Raw genomic sequence first — 20,404 nt, forward strand, 5'->3', positions numbered from 1 at the left:
TTTTGGTTAGTAAACGTTTTAGGTAAACGGGTTTTTTTAACGAATAAAAATAGCAGTAAGTTTTAACAGTAATGCATTTCTTTTTCAATTGATGCCTAAACTTTTGCCCTTAAAAGAAGTTCTTTTAAAAAATCCAACACATGAACGATAACCAATTACTCCGCCAGCAATTGGCCGGTTTGCTTCAAAAAAGTTATGCACACGTTAATTTTGAGCAGGCGATTGAAGGTCTCGAGCTAAAAAGCATTGGCGCGCAAGTACCGCATTTGCCTTACACTATTTGGCAACTGGCAGAACACATCCGTATTGTGCAACAGGATATGCTCAACTTTTCGGAGGACAAAAATTACCAGCCTTTAAACTGGCCCGAAGATTACTGGCCGAAAGAAGCCGCGCCGGCAAACCAACAGGAATGGCAAAATACTTTAGCCGAAATCAAAAAAAGCCAGGCTGCTTTTACCGCTTTAATTAACGATGAACAACTCGATCTGTTAAAACCTTTTCCGCATGGCGAAGGCCAAAGTTTGTTTAGGGAGGCCGTGATGATTATTGATCATTTGAGTTACCATACCGGGCAGATTGTGTTGATCAGAAGATTGCTGGAAAACTGGAAAGGATAACTTCAAAACACAGTTTATTTTCATAAAAAAAAGCAATGCCTTTTACAACATTGCTTTTTTTATGCCTATATTTTTTATGTAAACGGCTTAGCGAGCTTATCGCTTAATCATACATTTTTTTGCGGTCCGGATGTTCGCCACCGTCTTCTATTTCCGGTGGATTGGAAATTTCTTCACTTGGCGTTTGTAAAGCAGAGTTTCCCCAGCCCTGGCTATGGGTTTCTGAATCGCTTTGGTCGCGCTCGTTTTTCAGTTCCAGTTCGCTTGTCCCAAAATTTTGTCCGCCCATTGGTTCGCCTTCTAAACCTTTTGCACCTGCTTCGTGTACTGATTTTTCATTTCCGATCCAGGTTTTGGTCAGTTCCCGTTCGGTCGGGTCATCACTGTTTGCGTTAAAACCGTCTTTATCGGGCAGGTTGTCCTCGCCCACATTATCGTCAAAATCTTCATCGTCGTCATCAATTGACGACTCAGTTGCATCATTGGTTGGGTTCATCGTTGTGGTACCATGGTCGCCAAATTCCAAGTCATCATTTTTTTGCACGTCGGCTTCCGTTGTTGGCTTGTCGCTGTAACTTCCACCTTCCCAAACTACTTGATTTTGGTTACTGGATGTTTGCTTCGAACGATCAGTTTGACCATTAAAAGCCGAATTATCTTGCTGGTTCATAAAAACATGTTTGAGGTTATGTTTGAGAAGAACGCAACAGTGTAAAAGTTGTTTCTAAATTTTATGCGATAAAAGAAGTATTGGGAAGATGCTGGGGGAAGCCTGAAAGTCGGGCAAGTCTGAAAAGTTGACTTTTGTACTATGCGCTTCTATATCCTGTTTTTCTACATCAACCCGCAACTTGCAACCCGTAACTTATTTTATTGATACACTTTCATCACCGTACGTTCAACAAGTCCTTTTGGCAAAAGCCAGGTGATAAACGCTCCGGCTTTGTTAATCAAACCTGTGATCACTTCCGGTTTTTTCCGGAACATCGCTTTTACGGCAATTTTTGCAACAGCCTGCGGTGTCATGTTGACCTGGCTGGCCGCCTTTAAAGCTTTTGCCCCAACTTGCGCGCGCACTACAAAATCAGTATCCGTGGCGCCTGGCGAAACGGCTGTTACAGATACGCTGGTATTCCTTAGTTCCTGGTGCAAAGCGCGGCTAAAACTCAATAAAAAAGCTTTGCTTGCAGCATATAAACCCAATCCCGGCACGGCCTGGTAAGCCGCAGAACTTGCGGTATTTAAAATATAAGCCTGGGGCTGTGCCAAAAGCTGCGGTAAAAACAGTTGAGTTAACGTAACCGGAACGAGCATGTTCACTTGCAGCATATCCAGGTTATTGGGCAAGGTTTGTTTATTGAAAGCACCGCTTAAACCGTAACCGGCATTGTTTACCAAAATATTAATGCTGAAGTTTTGTGCCGCGCACCAATCAAAAACTTTTTGGCCGGCATTTGCTTCGGCCAGGTCTACGGCCAGGAATGCTGTTTTTACCGCATGTTTTTTTGAAAGTTCGTCTGCTGCCTGTTGCAGCAAATCCTGGGAACGGGCAATCAGGATCAGGTCAATTTTGCGTGCCGCCAGTTCTTCTGCTATCGCTTTGCCAATGCCTTTGCTGGCGCCTGTTATTAATGCGTATGCCATAAATTTTGTTAAACAAAAAGGCTGGTATAAGCCAGCCTTGAAATATCAGAAATGGTTTTAAAATTTAAAATTTTGCTTTATGCCCAAAGTGGTGGTAAAAAGGTGTTTTGCTTTGTTCGTTTTTCGGGATCATTTTGCCGGTAATAATCGGGATGTACATTACCCGCCGCCTGCTTTTCAGCCCTGTATAAGGCGATTGCTGCACACGGTGCCATAAGCGGCCATCGTGCACTGTTAAATCGCCTGCCTGAATATCAAAACCAACTTCCTGTGCGTCTTCGTTGTTGTCAATAAAATACTTTTTGGCAAACAGCAGTTTCAGGATGCCTTGTTTGTGTGTTCCGGTCAAAACCCGTAAACCACCATTTTCGGCAGGGCAGTCATCCAAATGGATGCCCACGTTGAGCATCGGCATAATGCGCTGCCCCAAAAATATATCACGCGGGCTATCGGTATGCCAGCCCATTTGAGAAAAAGTACTGTCGGGCGTTTTGATGTATTGGTTGATCACCAGTCCATCTTTCTCGTCTTCGCCGATGCGGCCCTCAAACGGTGCCACCATAGCCGGCAGTGCTTTAAAACGAGGGTCTTTTAAAAACTCGTGCAATACAGTATTATGCAAGGAAGAAAAGCAAAAACGCTGGATTATCTTTTGGCCGTTTTCATCTTTGCCAAATTTTAATGGCGTACCGTTCACTTTTTCGCGGCCTTCGTCAAGCCAGGTTTTTTGTAAGGTATTGATTTCTGTTAAAAGTGTTTCTACTGTGTCCCTGGTAATGAAATTCCTGAAAATTATCACGCCGTTTTTATCGAAAAAATCTAACTGCTCCTGGGTAAGTTTATTGCCAAGGGTGAAATTAGGGCATTCAAGCTTTATCATTCTGTTTATGTTATAGGCTTAAAAAAACTGGCAGTTCTGGTTGTTTTAAAAACAAAAGATAAATTTTGCCTTACAAAGCTGCCTGTTTTTCAAAGTGCCAAATCTACTTAAAATAGGTTTATAGTTTAAATCTAACTTAAATGTGCGGTTAATTTTACATTGATATTTAAATTAATGTAATTTTTTTTATTTAATCAATACTACCAAAACTAAGGGCATATTTAAATTTATACATATCCTTCAATATTCTCAGGATTGATATCAATGCTTCTTTTACCCTATAAAAATTGGTGCCTGTATCAATTTAAACAAATCAAAAACCAAATGTTTGCCAATTTTTAGGTGATAAAAGAAGCATTGGTATTTGTTAGGTAAATTTTAAACAAGCCCTAATACGCTGCAATTTTTTTTGACAGCCGGTAAAGTATATACGTAAAAAACGGTGCGGCAACAATATCTATTGTGTAATGTGCGTGCTGAACAAGTAACAAGATAGCGATGGCTACGGTGGCAAACAGCGCGTAGGCTTTGTCGTACCTGTTTTCCAAACATAGAAAAATCAGGAACATGGTTGCCGTATGGCCAGAATAAAAAAGGTCTTTGGTGATCAACTGGTTGCCATAAAACATAGCGGTAACAGGGTCATGCAGATAAATCAACCCTTTTGGCAGGTTGAGCGGTACTAAAGTAATGCTGATGATACGCGAAACAAACAAGAGCAAAACTGTCCATCCGGCAACGATTAAAAAGCGCGGGTTTTGTACGGCACGGCAAACTGCCAGTAAAATCACGCTCCACAAAATACAAAAAATTGGTATGGATACGTCGTGCTGTGGTATGAAATTGAGCAGCCAATCGTTTAAAACGATGCCATTACGTTGCTGAATGTAGTTAAAAAAGTACGGGTTTACCGAAACGACGATAAAAATAATGACGAGTACCGCAAAAAGCCGTTTTCTGAAAGCAGTAAGCTTCCATTCTTGCGTCCATTTGTCTCTATATGAAGTATTTGTTAAATTTAGGTTATCAATTTCCATCCGTGGTAAACTTACAGTGTTTTTGATAAATGGTGCAATGTAAAAAATATCTTGACAGATAGTTTACGGTTTTGGGCAGAAACAAGTTTAGGGACAGGCGAAAACAGGTTGATTGACGGAAAGTGGCAATGCTTCTTTTATGGCATAAAAATCAGTGGCGTCCGAAGCTTTTTACAAAAGCTTAAAATCATCGGCATCGTTTAAAAAGGGGAAAAAGCGGCGGTTTTTGGCCAGTTCTTCTGCCGAAACAGAAAAAGTATAAACATCTTCTTCGTCCCGTTTGTAATAAACAACTTTGCCGCCGGGGTCAATGCAAGAAGAATCGCCCGAATGGTAAACCTCGTTGCCATCGTAGCCCACCCGGTTTACGGCAATTACATAAGCCTGGTTTTCAACTGCGCGCGCCGGGATCAAAGTGCGCCAGTGCAAAGCGCGTTTTTCGGGCCAGTTGGCTACAATGATCAGCAAATCGTAAACAGCGTTAAAGTTGCGCGTCCAAACCGGGAAACGCAAATCGTAACAAATCATGGGGCAAATTTTCCAGCCTTTCAGCTCCACAATCAAACGTTCTTTTCCGGCAGTAAACGTTTCGTGCTCTTTGCCCAGCGTAAATAAGTGCCGCTTGTCGTACTGCGAAAACGTGCCGTCGGGCTGCATCCAGATCAACCGGTTATAAAAATTTCCGTTTTCGCTGATCATCAAACTGCCCGTAACCACGCATTTATATTTTTGCGCCAACTGCTGCATCCAGCCCATCGTTTTACCGTTCATCGGCTCGGCCAAACTGGTGTTCATAGTAAAACCGGTGTTAAACATTTCGGGCAAAATAACCAGGTCGGTATTTTCGCGGATGCCGGAAGACAGGCGCAGGGCAATGTTTTTTAGGTTCTGGTCAATGTTCTCCCAGAATAAATATCCCTGAAAAATAGTAACTTTTAAATTTTCCATTTTATTTTACGGCTGGGTTAAGGCAAAAATACATTGGCTTTTGGTTATGCTTTTAACAACTGTTCAAGCGCTTTTGCCAGTGTTTCCTGCTTTTTGGCGAAACAAAAGCGCAAGATGCCAAAGTCAGTTTTCTTGTTGTAGAAAGCAGAATTTGGTATCGCAGCCACGCCATTTTCCCTGATTAATTGCTTGGCAAAATCAACATCGTTTTCATTGGTTATCGTGCTGTAATTTACGGATTGAAAGTAAGAACCCGCGCAAGGCAGCAATTTAAAACGCGAACTTTCTAAACCAGCCCGAAAAAAATCGCGCTTTTGCTGATAGAAATCAGAAAGTTCAAGATATGCTTCTTTTACCTGCATAAATTTGGCAAGGGCAAACTGCATGGGCGTATTCACCGAAAAAACATTAAACTGATGGATTTTCCTAAACTCGTTCATCAGCCAAACTGGTGCCATGCAATAACCAATTTTCCAACCGGTGATATGGAAAAGTTTACCAAAAGAAGCAACAATCAAGCTGCGTTCGGCCAGTTCGGGGTAGCGCGCCATACTGCGGTGCGGTTGCCCATCAAAAATAATGTGTTCGTAAACTTCATCGCTCAAAATCAAAATATCCGTTTTATGGGTGAGGTTGATCAGCTCGCGGATGTCCTCTTCCTGTAAAACCGTGCCGGTTGGGTTGTGCGGCGAGTTGAGGATGATCATTTTAGTGCGCGAAGAAACCAAGCGCCGCACCATGTTCCAGTTGATGCGGTAATCGGGCGGTTCCAGTTCCAAGCGTTTTACCACGCCACCCATTAACTGGATAGCCGGGGCATAACAATCATAAGCCGGTTCAAAAATAATCACCTCATCATTTGGGTGGATGGTGGCGCAAATGGCCGTAAAAATAGCCTGCGTGCCGCCAGCGGTAATGGTAATTTCGTTTTCAGGATGATAAGTTGCACCGTACAGTTCCTGTGTTTTGGCCGCAATGGCTTCGCGCAAAGGCAAAACACCAGCCATCGGTGCATATTGGTTGTGGCCTTGCTGCATGGCCTGGTTTGTCAGTTTGATTAATTCGGGCGGACAGTCAAAATCAGGAAAGCCCTGCGATAAATTAATAGCCCCGGCCTGTTGCGCTAAAGCAGACATCACCGTAAAAATATTAGTGCCCGTTTGCGGAAGTTTAGATTGAAAAGCGATCATCAAAAGCGAAAGTAGTTATTATTTTAGGTTGATAGCAATAATCAGGGCCGAAGTTTTGCAGAAGAAGTTAAAATGGCATGCTTCTTTTACCGGCATAAAATTGGTGTTTTTTTATCTTTCGGACTTTTCCGGCTTCCTGTCTTCCCAACTTTATCTAAAGAATTAGTAAATTTGTTTATGGAAACATTGATTTTACGCCCAAAAACCAAAGAACAAGTAGCTGCTTTTAAAGCGATGGCCAAGGCTTTAAAAGTTGATTTTGAAACAGAAGAAAGTCCGTACGATCCGGAGTTTGTTAAAAAGATTTTACAAGGAAGGGAAGATGTGAAAAATGGCAAAGGGGTTAAAATTGCCATAGAGGATTTATGGAAGTAATATTTACGCCTCAGGCCGCAGAAGATTTAGAATTTTGGAAAAGAACTGGTAACAAGGCTGTTCAAAAAAAGATAGAACAACTTATTGTAGCCATACAAGAAAATCCGTTTGATGGCATTGGAAAGCCGGAACGATTGAAACATAATCTTTCCGGTTCCTGGTCTCGTAGGATCACCGGGGAACATCGTATTGTTTATCAGCTTCTTGATGAAGGTTTAAATTCAGTTTTAGAGATTCAATCTTTAAAAGGGCATTATTAAAATAAAGAACCCAACTTAAGCCATCATCTGAAACTTATTGTTCGGATAAGGGTTGTGCAGAAAATCAAACAAAAAGCATGAACCCCAACCCTAAATTAAAAGGACAATCTGCCTTGGTAACCGGCGCAAACAGCGGAATAGGCAAAGCCGTAGCCATCGCTTTAGGCAACGAAGGCGCAAACGTAGTGGTAAACTACGTAACACACCCGGAAACAGCAGACGAGGTAGTTAACGAAATTAAAACAAACGGCGGCAACGCCATTGCTTTGCAGGCCGATGTAAGTAAAGAAGACCAGGTGCAAAATATGTTTCAGGAGATGTACAAAGCTTTTGGAACGATTGATATTTTGGTGAACAATGCTGGCCTGCAAAAGGATTCTAAATTTACCGAAATGAGTTTGGCCGACTGGCAACTGGTGATTGATATCAACCTGACCGGACAATTTTTATGCGCCCGGGAAGCGGCACGGGAGTTTTTAAAACGCGGAGTTGTACCCGAAAGGAGCAAAGCCGCAGGTAAAATAATTTGTATGAGCAGTGTACACCAGCTGATTCCATGGGCTGGCCACGTGAATTATGCCAGCAGCAAAGGCGGCATCAACATGTTGATGCAAAGTATGGCGCAGGAACTGGCACCACATAAAGTTAGGGTAAACAGTATCGGCCCCGGAGCGATCCAAACGCCCATCAACAAAGCAGCCTGGGAAACGCCGGAAGCTTTAAACAGTTTGCTCACTTTAATTCCATACGGTCGAATTGGCCAACCGGAAGACATCGGGTTATTGGCAGCCTGGCTGGCCTGCGATGAATCGGATTACATCACCGGTGCAACCATTTTTATGGATGGCGGAATGACGCTTTACCCGGGTTTTTCTACCAACGGATAAAGCGTTTGATGCTTCTTTTACCATGCATTATTTGGTGCGGTTGTAAAACAGCGCCATTTTTCGCAATCTTTTAGCTAAAGTTGAATTAAGTTCGCCCGGTTGCATCCGCCAGCTCCAGTTTTTTTCTGTTGAAGCTGGCGTATTCATCCTGGCCCTTTCATCCAAACCTAAAACATCCTGCACAGGCACTACAACAGTTTTTGCTACGGATGAGTAAGCCAAACGGATCAAATTCCAATGTACATTTTGCCGGTTTAATGCTGCGTTGGCATATTGCGCCAGCCTTTCTACCGATTGCGGATCAGCATCTTTTGTAAACCAGCCAACGCTTGTATTATTGTCGTGCGTGCCGGTATAAGCAAAATGGTTTGGGGTATAATTGTGCGGAATATGCGGCGAGCCAGGCATGTCATCGCCAAAGGCAAACTGCAAAACTTTCATTCCGGGCAGGTTAAATTCGTCGCGCAATTGGTAAACAGCTTCGGTAATTTCGCCTAAATCTTCGGCAACAAAAGGTAGTTCGCCCAATTGCTGCTGCATCACTTTAAAAAATTCACTTCCCGGTCCGGTTTTCCATTCGCCGTTGATGGCTGTTTTTTCTGTTGAAGGCACTTCCCAATAATCGGCAAAAGCACGGAAATGGTCCAGCCGCAGCTTGTCAAACAGTTCTATGTTTTTGCGGATGCGCTGTACCCACCAGGCGTAATTGTTTTCTTTCATCACCTCCCAACGGAAAACCGGCATTCCCCAAAGCTGTCCATCGGCATTAAAATAATCCGGCGGAACGCCAGCCACGCCAACCATATTGCTGTTTTCATCCAAAGAAAACAATTGTGGGTTAGCCCAAACATCAACCGAATCGTAACTGATGTAAAAAGGCAAATCGCCCAAAAGCTGGATGCTTCTTTTACGGCAGTAATTTTTTAAACCATGCCATTGCTTAAAAAACAAATATTGCAGCCATTTTTCTTTTTGCAATTGCTGGTCGTTTTCTACCGCAAACCGTTTTAAAGTCTGCTCGTCGCGTTTTTTAAATTCGTCCGGCCATTCGTACCAGGGCGTTCCATCATGCTCTGATTTTAAAACGGTGTAAAGCACAAAGTTATCCAGCCAAAAATCTTCATTCTCACAAAACAGGTTAAATTCCTGCTCCAACTGGTCAAAATTCCCTTCCTGAAAACGTTGGTAAGCCTGGTCAAAAAGTTGTTCTTTTACCCGTTTTGCACCTTCAAAATCGGTTTGGTTGGTTGGCGGAAGCATTGATTTTTTCAGATCTTTTTTCTCCAGCAAACCTTCCTTCACCAACAATTCGGGACTAATCAGCAACGTGTTTCCGGCCATACTGGAAAACGAACTGTAAGGCGAATTGGCCTGCGCTGGCCCGGTTGGGTTTAGCGGCAGCAGTTGCCAGTATTGCTGTTTGCTTTTGTGCAGAAACCGGGCAAAACGTTTGGCTTCCGGCCCTAAATCGCCGATGCCAAAAGGCGAAGGCAGCGAAGTTAGGTGCATCAAAATACCAGAATTTCTTTCCGATGGCTGCTGTTCCATTTTTAAAAAAGCATAAGGCAACGAACCGAACAAAGCACCAACTTCAATCGCACTGTCTTCTACCAAGCCTTGGTTGTTATCCAGCAAATTTTTCCAATCTGCCGGTGCTTCCAAAGGCAAACTTACACGCGTTTGTTTCCAGTTGATGCTCTGAAAATCGGTATTTTGTTCTTTGCAAATGGTGGCCAAACCCATTGGCACAACCGTAATGTACCAGGTTTGCTCAAATTGCCGCGCAAAAGCCATCAGGTTTTCTTTGTATTTGCCTTTGATAGTCAGCGGGATGTATTTTCCTTTTGCAAACACTTCGGGCACTGATTTTCGCTCGGTAAAAAGAGCATTTACGAGATGTAATTTGATGCTGGCGTTGTAACGCGTTTCCCAAAGTTCATCCGGCGTTAACGGTTTTTCTCCGCTGATTTGTGCTAAAGCTGCCAACCGTTTTTCATAATCCACCGGACGGCGGTTATCCGGGTCAACCATGCTGAAATCCCAAAACTCGCAGCCCTGATAAACATCCGGAATGCCCGGACAGGTAAATTTCAACAGCACTTGCGCTAAAGAATTGATAATGCCGAGGTCAGCAATTTTTCGGTGAAAAACAGAAAAGTTCTGCCAAAATTTGGTTGATTTATCTAAAATTCCGTTGATAAAAGAAGCAGTGGCCTGTTCGTATTGTTCGTTCTCAGTTGCCCAATCCGAGTTTCTTTTGCCTTCCCGCAAGGCTTTCACCATGTATTCTTGCAGGCGGTCGCGGTAATTGTCTTCATCTTCGCCAGGCATCGGGAAAGTGGCGATCAGCGTTTCGTAGATGAAATATTCGTCGTTCGCATCCGGCAAGTTGTTGGTTTTCAATCTGGCGTTCATTTCCTGCCAGCCTTTCACCTGCTCAAACCATTCTTCCTCCAAGTCCGAAAGCACGTTTAAACGCGCCCGCGCACCTTCGCCGCGTTTGGTGTCGTGCGTAGAAGTCGCGTTGATCGCCAGCGGCCATTTCTCTTGTTTTTCCAGCATTTGGTTGTGGAATTCCTCTGCAGAAACCCCAAAAGCATCCGGCGCATCGCCAACTTCGCTATGGCCAATGAAGCGGTTGTAGGTGTACATCAGCGTATCTTCCACACCTTTGGCCATCAGCGGGCCGGTAAACTGCATCAAGCGTTGGTAAAAAAGCAAAGCACGACTGTTAAAATCATTTTTGTTTTTGGGCGAAGGATGCAGCAAAACATCTTCCAGCAGCGTTAAAGCCAGGTAAAGTTCGGGTCGGTTTTTGTGGATTAAAGCGAATACTTCTTTTACCTGCCTAAATTCTTCCTCGCCCAACGGGAATTGGTTGCCGTAAAAACGATAAACCGGACAATAGATCAGCAGTGCACCAATCGCATTTTTTAAATCTTCGGGACCGGTATTTTTTAACGCTTTTTTTGGTGCGAGGTTCAGTTCCAAAAAATAATGGTACAGGTTTTCCAGTTCGCCGCCCATGTGTTCGCGCAAAATAAGCGCTTTCTTTTCGCGGATTTGCTTTTGCACCGGTTTCTGGTCGCCGGACAATTGCTGGTAAAATTGGGTAAACTGTTTTTCCGAATTTTTATTGGTGAAAATATTATTTACCAAAGCCAAAAAGTCGTAACCTGAAGTTCCTTGTACCGGCCAGTAATCGGGCAAGCGTTCGCCTTTTTCCAGGATTTTCTCAACAACAATATAAGTTTCCGGTCCCGCCATTTTCCGCAATTGTTCCAGGTACAAAGTCGGGTCGTACAGGCCATCAATATGGTCAATCCGCAGTCCTTGGAAAATGCCTTCTTTTACCCATTCCAATATTTTTTGGTGATACGTTTCAAAAACTTCCTGTTGTTGGATGTTGAGGCAAACCAAACTGTTCACCGTGAAAAATCGGCGGAAATTGATCTTGCTGTCGGTTTCTTTGTACGAACATAAACGGTAATGCTGTTCTTCGGCCAAAGCCAAAATCAAATCCGGGTTTTGGTTGATTTTTTCGAGATTCGCTTCGATCAAACTGTGGATTTTCTCTTCCTTCATCATAGAAGCCAACTGCAATTTGACCTCGTTCCAGCGCAGCGCATACTGTTTTGCATCGTCCAGCATTTCCAAATCTTCCAACTGGTTCACCAATTGCCTAATGGTTTCATCCGAATTTTCATGCGGTAAAAGAAGTATCGAGGCGTAAGAACGCGGGCTGAGCGGATAATTGTTTTCAAAGTAATCCAACACCAAACGGTCATCTTTAAAAGCCACTTTGATATCGCCTTTTCTAACGGTTTCGTCCAGTGCATCGCCCAAAAACGGAACCATCACTTTATCTTTGAAAAAAGTACCGGTAAAAGAAGTATCAAAAAAACCGGCATAAGCAGAGCGCGCGCCTTTTTCCAGCACGTCCATTAACCAAGGGTTTTTGGTACTGAAAGCCATATGGTTGGGTACAATATCCTGCAGCCATTGCATCCCAAATTCTTTCAGTTTCTGGCTGATGGAACGTAGTTGTTCTTCTGTGCCGATTTCCGGGTTGATGCGGTGCGGGTTCAAACCGTCGTAACCGTGCGTGCTGCCCGAAGTAGCTTCCAAAATAGGCGAAGCGTAAATGGTAGAAACGCCCAGCTTTTGCAGGTACGGAATGATTTTTTCGAAATCATCAAAATTAAAATCTTTATGAAACTGTAACCGGTAGGTAGATACAGGGTTGGTCATTTTTGGTTGCTGTAAATGGTGATGGATTGTGGTTGAAGGGAAACCGGAGCGGAAGCGTTAACAGATTGAGGCACATTTTCCGGTCCGTTCCATTCGGGATCGGCAGAAGCCAAAGCTTTATACCATTGCTGCTGGTTGTGCGGCAATTGAATTTGCTGGATTTGCTCAGAAAAGTTCATCAAACAAAGCACCTGGTTATCTTCGTGCCAGCGGTGCAGCATTAACGTTTTAGTGTTTTCATCCGAAGAAACCTCCAAATGCTGCCGGTTTAAGTGATGCAAAGCAGGAAGTTTTTTCCGCAAGGAAATCAAGGCTTTGTAAAAGCGCAGCATGGCAGCGTGCGGTTCCTTCCCGACCAAATCCCATTGCAATTTTGATTGGTTAAAAGTAGCTTCGTCCACCGGGTCGGGCGCTTCGCCTTCGGCATGAAAAGCGGCAAATTCTGCTTTGCGGCCTTTGCGTACCGCTTCGGCCAGTTCCGGATCGGTGTGGCTTACGAAGTACAAAAACGGATTTGGTTCGCTGTATTCTTCGCCCATAAAAAGCATTGGTAAAAAAGGCGCTACTAAAACCGATCCGGCCATCAGTTTCTGCATTTCAAAACTGAAAAGCTGGCTGCTGCGTTCGCCCAACATCCGGTTTCCAACCTGGTCGTGGTTTTGGGAGAAGACGATAAACTGCTCGCCCGGGTTATGTTCGGTTTTGATGCCAAAGGTTTTTTTGCGGTGCGGCGAATACAAACCGTCGTAAACGTAAGCATTGCGGTAGGCTTTTTCCAGATGCTTGATGCCTTCAAAATCTGAATAATAGCCCGTTTTATCACCGCTAACGGTAACGCGCAAAGCGTGATGAAACTCATCAATCCATTGCGCATCCATCCCGAAACCTTCTTTTTCCAAAGGGTTGACAAAGCGCGTATCGTTCAAATCCAGCTCCACGATTAAGTGATGTTTGCGGCCGGTTTCGGCCATCAACTGGTTTACTTCCTGCTTAATTTCGCGTAGCAAATGCTTGGTGCTGAAATCTTTAATGGCGTGAACCGCATCCATCCGCAAGGCATCAATATGGAAATCGCGGAACCACATCAGCACGTTTTCGATGTAATACTGACGCACGGCATCGCAGTATTCGTCGTCAAAATTAATGGCGTTTCCCCAGGGCGTATTGTATTTTTGGGTAAAGTACTGGCCAAATTCGCCAAAATAATTGCCTTCCGGTCCTAAATGGTTGTACACCACATCCAGCACCACGGCGATGCTTTTTTTATGGCACAAATTTACGAGGTGCTGCAAACCTTGGGCACCGCCATAAGAATTTTGAACGGCGAAAGGAAAAACGCCATCGTAGCCCCAGTTCCGGCCACCGGGAAACTGGGCAACCGGCATAATTTCTATCGCCGTAATGCCCAGTTCTTTTAAATAATCCAGTTTTTCTTCGATGCCTGCAAAAGTACCTTGAGGCGTAAAAGTGCCGGTGTGCAACTCGTACAACAAGTAACCTGCTAAAGGATAGTTTTGCCAGTTTTGATCGTCCCAATCAAAAGCAGAAAGATCAATGGCTTGCGATGCACCATGCACACTTTCAGGTTGTGCCAGCGAAGCAGGATCGGGCAACTCCTTTTCTCCGTCTAAAACAAATTGGTACGGGTCATTGGGTTTTAAATCCGAAGTTGTTAAAAGCCAGTAACCGTAGGATGCTTCTTTTAGCAGGTATTTTTTGTTATTAGAAGTGAGCAGCAGTTCTGCAGATTTTGCTTTTGGCGCCCAAAGTTTTACTTCGGCTTCGCCTTCGGCATTAAAATTTACACCAATGCTGCGTTTTTTTAGGTTGAGATCAGTCAGCATGCTTATTTTCTTTGGTTTTTTAAAACAACTACCGATCGTCCGGCTACATTGATCGTTTCTTCTGCCTTAAAACAAACGCCGTTTTCGGATATGCAATCTTCCGATGTATCTAATACTTTGAGCCAGTTTTTTGCAAATTTTTCAGGTGGCAGCACGTAATCCAAAGGGCCATGGTAGGCGTTAAAGATCACGTAAAAACTGTCGTCCAAAATTTTATTGCCCTGTTCATCTACATAATGCAATTCGCGGCCGTTTAAAAATACGCCCAAGGATTTGGCAAAATCATGCGACCAATTTTCCTCCGACATTTCTATTCCTTCGGGCAAAAACCAGGCAATATCGTTTACCTTGGAACGGATAGCAACACCCTGAAACCAATTTCGGCGGCAAAAAACAGGATGGTTTTTGCGCAGCTCGATCAGTTTTTGGGTAAACTCCAGTAAACTTTGATCTGCATTTTCCCAGTCGAGCCACGAAACTTCGTTGTCCTGGCAGTAAGCATTATTGTTTCCGCCTTGCGTTCGCCCAAACTCATCGCCGGCAACCAACATCGGCACACCTTGTGATAAAAATAAGGTGGTGAGCAAATTACGTTTTTGCTGGTTCCGAAGTTTGATAATTTCCGGGTCGTCAGTCAGGCCTTCTGTGCCGCAGTTCCAGGAGCGGTTATGGCTTTCGCCGTCGTTGTTGTTTTCGCCGTTTGCTTCGTTGTGTTTTTCATTGTACGAAACCAGGTCGTGCAACGTAAAACCATCATGTGCGGTAATAAAGTTGATGCTGGCCGTTGGGTTACGGGAATCATCCATGTACAAATCCGGGCTGCCGCTCAAACGTTCTGCAAACTCGCCCAGCATACTATCGGCGCCACGCCAGTAATCGCGCATGCAATCGCGGTACTTGCCGTTCCACTCGGCCCATTCGGATGGAAAGTTTCCTACCTGGTAACCGCCTTCGCCAATATCCCAGGGCTCTGCAATAAGTTTGGCTTGAGAGATGATCGGATCCTGATAAATGATCTCAAAAAAGGAACTTAATTTGTTTACCTCGTGCAGTTCGCGCGCCAACGTGGCAGCCAAATCAAACCGGAAACCATCCACGTGCATTTCGGTGATCCAGTAACGCAAACTATCCATAATTAAACGAAGCACGTTGGGCAAATTGGCGTTGAGCGTGTTGCCGGTGCCGGTGTAGTCTTTGTAATAGCGTTTGTTTTCTTCCATCAACCGGTAATAAGCCGTATTGTCTATACCTTTAAAAGAAAGCGTTGGGCCGAGTTCGTTCCCTTCGGCGGTATGGTTGTAAACCACGTCAATAATCACTTCAAGCCCTGCTTTGTGCAGTTCTTTTACCATGTTTTTAAATTCGGTAACCTGCTGGCCTTGCGTGCCGCTGCTGGAGTAGCGCACATCTGGCGCAAAAAAACCGATGGTATTGTAACCCCAATAGTTGGACAGGTTGTGTTTTACCAAATGTTCATCAATGATAAAATGATGAACAGGCATCAGTTCTACGGCCGTAATCCCCAGTTCTTTTAAATATTTGATGGTTGCCGGATGCGCCATGGCTGCATAAGTGCCTCTGATTTCCTCCGGGATTTCGGGATTGAGGTTGGTAAAGCCTTTAACATGGGTTTCGTAAATAATGGTTTTATGGTAAGGAATATCGGGCAGTTTGTCGCCTTCCCAATCGTATCTTTCGTCAATGATAACACTTTTCGGAATATATTCTGCGTTGTCAACATCGCTGAAACTTAGGTCTTTATTCGGGTCGTTAATATCATAACCAAAAAGCGATTCGTGCCATTTTACTGGCCCGGCGATGGATTTGGCATAAGGGTCAATCAAAACCTTGCATGCGTTGTAGCGTAAACCGTTCAGCGGATCATATGGGCCGTCAACACGGTAACCGTAAAGCTGCCCGGCTTTTAGTTTGGGGAGGTAAATATGCCAGATGTAATGCGTGCACTCTTTTACATCTATTTTTGTTTCGTGGCCGTCATCATCAAACAAACACAATTGTATTGCGGTAGCGCCGGGAGCAAAGAGCGCAAAATTAACACCTTTGTTGTCCAATGTTGCTCCTAAAGGGTATGGGTTTCCAGGATAATTGTTCATAATCATATGGATAGTAAAGAAATCAGCCTTTTTAATGTTTTAATAACCAATAATTTTGCTTTAAAACTAATTTCGCCCGGGTTCGTATATACCGGCCAATACTGTTTTTACCAGCATAAAAACAGTATATCGGACAATTGATTTTTGTGTATTTGATTCGGTTGGATTAGTTTAACTTTGAAGCCGTACTGCTATTATTTATTAGGGTTTGATAGACATGCCGAACCATAACCACAACAAAACTTACTGATGCTTAAATGCTGTTTTTATCAACCTAAAATCAGCACAGGATAAAATTCTAATATGTTTGATGACAATACCGATGCAGAACAACTGCGCATACTCGAAAACGAAGCCAAAGAAGTCCCTTTAGAAAGATGGGGCCCTTATTTGAGCGAACGGCAATGGGGCACCGTTCGGGAAGATTACAGCCAGAACGGCGATGCCTGGAACTATTTCCCGCATGACCATGCCCGCAGCCGCGTTTACCGCTGGGGCGAGGACGGTTTGGCCGGAATTTCTGATTATTACCAGCAACTATGCTTTTCCATAGCTTTATGGAACGGAAAAGATAAGATTTTAAAAGAACGCCTTTATGGTTTAACCAACTACCAGGGCAACCACGGCGAGGACGTAAAGGAACTGTACTACTATCTGGATAATGTGCCCACGCATTATTACATGAAATATTTGTACAAATACCCGCAGCAGGCTTTTCCATATTACGAAATGAACCGCAGGAATGCCGAGCGTTCTAAACAAGAACAGGAATACGAACTGCTGGATACCGGTATTTTTGATGAAGACCGGTATTTTGATGTGGTGGTAGAATACGCCAAAAAAAGTTCGGAAGATATCCATATCCGCATCGAAATAACCAACCGCAGCGATGAAGATGCGCCGATAACTGTGCTGCCAACTTTATGGTTTTACAACCGCTGGCAATACGATCAAACAAAAGCCAAACCCATTATCGAGGCGCAGGAAGACGGATCGGTAAAGGCAACGCATGTGCCTTTGGGCACTTATCATTTGTATTACGACGAGCCGGATTACCAGTTGTTTACCGAAAACGAAACCAATAAAGAACGCTTGTTCGGCACGCCCAACGATGTGCCTTTTGTAAAAGACGCTTTCCACGAAGCCGTCATTAACGGTACGGATTTGGAAGCTTTGCAGGAACTGAAATCGGGCACCAAGTTTTCGCCGGTCTATCAGTTTATGGTGAAGGCAAAATCATCTAAAACCATCAAACTTCGTTTATCAAAAGGCCGGGTTAAAAATCCATTAGACGAAAAGTTCAATGCTCTTTTTACCACCCGAAAATTAGAGGCGGATATTTTCTACAAAAACTTATATCCTAATGCTACCAATCCGGATTTATTAAACATCCAGCGGCAGGCTTTTGCCGGTTTGCTTTGGAGCAGGCAATATTACCATTACGATACGCAACGCTGGCTGACCACGAGCGACGGCATTTCGCCGGTTGTAGAAAACCGGTTGAACGGACGGAACAGCAGTTGGAAATACCTCAAAAACCAGGACGTAATTTCTATGCCCGACAAATGGGAATATCCCTGGTACGCGGCCTGGGACCTCGCTTTTCATTGTGCGGCCATGGCAATGATTGACCCAAATTTTGCCAAGAACCAGTTGATCCTGATCATGCGCGAATGGTACATGAACCCGGAAGGGCAAATCCCGGCCTACGAATGGGATTTCAGCGATGTAAACCCGCCCGTTCATGCCTGGGCAGCTTTAGAAGTTTACCGCATCGAAAAAGAGAAAAAAGGGGTAGGCGACGTCAAGTTTTTAAAACGTATTTTCCAGAAACTCATCATCAATTTTACCTGGTGGACAAATCGTGTGGACGTGGAAGGCAAAAATATTTTTGCCGGCGGTTTTTTGGGTTTGGATAACATCGGCGTGTTCGACCGCAACAGCAAACTGAACGGCAACCTGGAACTGGAGCAGGTAGACGGCACCAGTTGGATGGGCATGTACGCACTCAATATGATGGACATTGCGTTGGAAATTGCCATGCACGATGACTCTTTTGAAGATTCGGCCGTCAAATTTTACGAACATTTTGTGCTGATTGCCGATGCTTTGAACGGCATGGGTTTATGGAGCGAAGAAGACAAGTTTTTTTACGATACGCTGCGCCTGCAAAGCAACCATGCGTACCACCTCAAAGTGCGTTCGATTGTGGGTTTAACTTCGCTTTTTGCGGTTTCTATTTTTAGTTACCATAATTTGGAAAAGCTGCGCGATTTCCGCAAACGCGCCACTTGGCTCAACCAGTTCCGCGAAAAAAACCGCCAGTTTTTGCCCATTACCGATAACAGCAAAACCGGAAAAGTACTGCTTTCGATTGTGGACAAAACCAAGCTGACGCATTTGCTGGACCGTGTTTTTGACGAAAACGAGTTTTTGGCCGAAGGCGGCGTTCGCGCTTTATCAAAAGCTTATAAAGATAATCCGTATTCGGTTGATATTGAAGGCAATACTTATACCATTCAATATGATCCGGCAGAATCAACATCGGATATGTTTGGTGGAAACTCCAATTGGCGCGGCCCGATTTGGCTGCCGATTAATTACATGCTGATCCGCGCTTTGCGCAAATACCACGAGTTTTATGGTGATGAATTTACTATGGAGTTTCCGAAAGGTTCCGGCAAGCATATCAATTTAAAAGAAGCTGCGGATGAACTTTCGCGCCGGTTGATCAACATGTTTGCCAAAGACAAAACCGGAAAACGCCCGATCAACGGAGAGGACAATGGCTTCTACCAAAAACCCGAAAACGCCGATTTAGTACTTTTTTACGAATATTTTCATGGTGATAACAGCCGTGGCGTTGGTGCAAGCCATCAAACGGGCTGGAGTTCGTTGGTGGCCAATTTGATTTCGGATTTGGGGTAGAAGGAGGTTGAGAGGTGAAAGGTAAGAGGTTGAGAGGTGAAAGGTAACGAACTTTGCTTCCCCTTTTTTAAAGAGTTAGGGGCGTCCTTCCTTCAATACTAAATTTTATGCCATAAAAGAAGCATCTACTTTTCCGGCGCGGCCGAAAGCATACTTTTGTTTTCTGGCGATGCCGATAATGTGGTACGTGTTTTTGGCAAACATTCCGGATAGTTTTTTTGGATAAACGTAACCAAGTTTTCTCGCACAAAACAGCGCAAATCAAATGCGTTGCTCGAATTGCCGGCACTCATCAAAGCCCTTAATTCCAGCGTGTGTTCTTTTACATCGGTAACTTGCAGCACGTTAACGCGTTTGTCCCACAACGGGCTGCTTTCCAGCAAACGCGTTAATTCTGCCCGTATCGGTGCTACTGGCAAAGTATAATCTGCATAGATAAAAACAGTACCGAGGATATCGGCAGAAATCCTCGTCCAGTTTTGAAACGGTTTCTCGATAAAATAATTGATGGGCAAGATTAGCCGGCGTTGGTCCCAAATGCACACCACCACATACGTCAGCGTAATTTCTTCTACCCGGCCCCATTCGTTTTCCACAATCAACACATCGTCCATGCGAATTGGCTGCGTAAAGGCAATCTGCAAACCGGCAAATAAATTGCTTAAAGATCTTTGCGCAGCAATACCAATAATAATCCCGCCGACGCCAACGCTGGTGATCAAGTATTTGCCTATCTCGCGCATGCTTTCAAAGCTGAGTAAAATGGCCGACAAGGTTAAAAAAACGATAGCCGTAACCGCAAACTTCCGCACAAATTGCAGTTGCGTTTTGATCTTGCGTTCTTTTAAATTATCGGTTTTTTTAACGTCGAAAACATGGTATATGTAATCTTCAAAAACAGAAATCGTTCGCGTTAGCACCACGGCAAAAGCAATGGTAACGGCAATTTGAAACACTTTGTAAACCACGCTTAAAACTTTGGGTTCCAGCACAAAAAAAGGCATCAACAGGTTAAGCACCAGCAGCGGGATAAACCAGGTAAAAGGTTTGCCCAAATGTGTAACGATGGATTTTAAGGTAGAATACGCTGATCGTTTCTGATAAAAAAGCATCAGCCGGATCAGGACAAACTTTAGCAATAGCCCAATCAAGATTGCGGTAACAACAATGATCAGGTTCCACAAATAAGGCGGAAAAAGGTCGGAAAGGCTTTGTAAATGTCCGTCAACGTTAAAAGGGATCTTGTGCATGGCAAAAAGCAAATCATTAAAATAGCAGGCACCAATTTTTAGTCGGTAAAAACAGTATGCCGCGCTATCGTTTTAAAAATTCCACAAAATAAGGAATAGTTGTTTGGGTTTGGGTGGCAATTCGTTCGATGCTTCTTTTATGCCGATAAAAAAAGCATCATTTTAAAAACTTATTA

The 20,404-nt window shown here is 43.9% G+C and carries 16 protein-coding genes; 6 read left to right on the forward strand and 10 right to left on the reverse strand.

Annotated features, from left to right (window positions below):
• The first annotated feature begins 140 nt into the window (after positions 1–140).
• Positions 141–620 carry a DinB family protein gene (locus Q0192_RS01415; RefSeq protein WP_299284969.1) on the forward strand — a complete coding sequence of 160 codons (480 nt, stop codon included), beginning with the start codon at positions 141–143 and terminating at the stop codon, positions 618–620.
• A gap of 103 nt (positions 621–723) precedes the next feature.
• Here the strand turns inward: Q0192_RS01415 and Q0192_RS01420 are convergent, their stop codons facing one another.
• The 4 genes from Q0192_RS01420 to Q0192_RS01435 form a co-directional block, all read right to left on the reverse strand.
• Positions 724–1,290: a hypothetical protein gene (locus tag Q0192_RS01420; protein WP_299284971.1), complete on the reverse strand. Its 567-nt coding sequence runs from the start codon at positions 1,288–1,290 to the stop codon at positions 724–726.
• 200 nt (positions 1,291–1,490) lie between these two features.
• On the reverse strand, positions 1,491–2,264 hold the full coding sequence (locus Q0192_RS01425) for an SDR family oxidoreductase (protein ID WP_299284974.1): 774 nt from the start codon (positions 2,262–2,264) through the stop codon (positions 1,491–1,493).
• 64 nt (positions 2,265–2,328) lie between these two features.
• Positions 2,329–3,144 (reverse strand): phytanoyl-CoA dioxygenase family protein, encoded by an 816-nt coding sequence (locus Q0192_RS01430; RefSeq protein ID WP_299284977.1) that lies wholly within the window; start codon positions 3,142–3,144, stop codon positions 2,329–2,331.
• 389 nt (positions 3,145–3,533) lie between these two features.
• Positions 3,534–4,181: a phosphatase PAP2-related protein gene (locus tag Q0192_RS01435; protein ID WP_299284980.1), complete on the reverse strand. Its 648-nt coding sequence runs from the start codon at positions 4,179–4,181 to the stop codon at positions 3,534–3,536.
• Between the two features lie 51 nt (positions 4,182–4,232).
• On the opposite strand from Q0192_RS01435, the gene Q0192_RS01440 reads away from it, so the two are divergent.
• Positions 4,233–4,385, forward strand: coding sequence for a hypothetical protein (locus Q0192_RS01440; RefSeq protein WP_299284983.1), 153 nt, complete (start codon positions 4,233–4,235; stop codon positions 4,383–4,385).
• Here the strand turns inward: Q0192_RS01440 and Q0192_RS01445 are convergent.
• Both Q0192_RS01445 and Q0192_RS01450 read right to left on the reverse strand, forming a co-directional pair.
• The gene (locus Q0192_RS01445) at positions 4,353–5,129 is read right to left on the reverse strand and encodes an amidohydrolase (RefSeq protein ID WP_299284986.1); all 777 of its coding nucleotides are present in this window, start codon (positions 5,127–5,129) and stop codon (positions 4,353–4,355) included. The two genes, Q0192_RS01440 and Q0192_RS01445, sit on opposite strands and share 33 nt — an antisense overlap.
• Before the next feature lie 44 nt (positions 5,130–5,173).
• Positions 5,174–6,319, reverse strand: coding sequence for a methionine aminotransferase (locus Q0192_RS01450; RefSeq protein WP_299284989.1), 1,146 nt, complete (start codon positions 6,317–6,319; stop codon positions 5,174–5,176).
• Between the two features lie 177 nt (positions 6,320–6,496).
• Here Q0192_RS01450 and Q0192_RS01455 point away from each other — a divergent pair, with 177 nt between their 5' ends.
• The 3 genes from Q0192_RS01455 (at position 6,497) to Q0192_RS01465 (ending at position 7,841) form a co-directional block, all read left to right on the forward strand.
• Positions 6,497–6,694, forward strand: a complete 198-nt coding sequence (locus tag Q0192_RS01455; protein ID WP_299284992.1) for a DUF2683 family protein — start codon at positions 6,497–6,499, stop codon at positions 6,692–6,694.
• Complete coding sequence (locus Q0192_RS01460) at positions 6,685–6,954, forward strand: Txe/YoeB family addiction module toxin (RefSeq protein ID WP_299284995.1); 270 nt, start codon at positions 6,685–6,687, stop codon at positions 6,952–6,954. Before Q0192_RS01455 ends, Q0192_RS01460 begins: the two co-directional genes overlap by 10 nt.
• A gap of 77 nt (positions 6,955–7,031) precedes the next feature.
• Complete coding sequence (locus tag Q0192_RS01465; RefSeq protein WP_299284998.1) at positions 7,032–7,841, forward strand: SDR family oxidoreductase; 810 nt, start codon at positions 7,032–7,034, stop codon at positions 7,839–7,841.
• Between the two features lie 27 nt (positions 7,842–7,868).
• On the opposite strand, the gene treY is transcribed toward Q0192_RS01465, so the two are convergent.
• From treY to glgX, 3 genes are read right to left on the reverse strand one after another with little or no spacing between them, the layout of a single operon-like run.
• On the reverse strand, positions 7,869–12,092 hold the full coding sequence (gene treY / locus Q0192_RS01470) for a malto-oligosyltrehalose synthase (RefSeq protein ID WP_299285000.1): 4,224 nt from the start codon (positions 12,090–12,092) through the stop codon (positions 7,869–7,871).
• Positions 12,089–13,936 (reverse strand): malto-oligosyltrehalose trehalohydrolase, encoded by a 1,848-nt coding sequence (gene treZ, locus Q0192_RS01475; protein ID WP_299285003.1) that lies wholly within the window; start codon positions 13,934–13,936, stop codon positions 12,089–12,091. Before treZ ends, treY begins: the two co-directional genes overlap by 4 nt.
• Positions 13,937–13,938: 2 nt before the next feature.
• The gene (gene glgX, locus Q0192_RS01480; RefSeq protein ID WP_299285006.1) at positions 13,939–16,050 is read right to left on the reverse strand and encodes a glycogen debranching protein GlgX; all 2,112 of its coding nucleotides are present in this window, start codon (positions 16,048–16,050) and stop codon (positions 13,939–13,941) included.
• A 303-nt stretch (positions 16,051–16,353) separates the two neighbouring features.
• Between glgX and Q0192_RS01485 the strand changes: the two genes are divergently transcribed.
• A complete protein-coding gene (locus Q0192_RS01485; RefSeq protein WP_299285009.1) occupies positions 16,354–18,978 on the forward strand; it encodes a glucosidase in 2,625 nt (874 codons plus the stop codon).
• Between the two features lie 125 nt (positions 18,979–19,103).
• On the opposite strand, the gene Q0192_RS01490 is transcribed toward Q0192_RS01485, so the two are convergent.
• Positions 19,104–20,228 (reverse strand): mechanosensitive ion channel domain-containing protein, encoded by a 1,125-nt coding sequence (locus tag Q0192_RS01490; RefSeq protein WP_299285011.1) that lies wholly within the window; start codon positions 20,226–20,228, stop codon positions 19,104–19,106.
• Positions 20,229–20,404: the final 176 nt, after the last annotated feature.

It is taken from the genome of uncultured Mucilaginibacter sp. (genome assembly GCF_937859865.1).
Taxonomy (GTDB): Bacteria; Bacteroidota; Bacteroidia; order Sphingobacteriales; family Sphingobacteriaceae; genus Mucilaginibacter_A.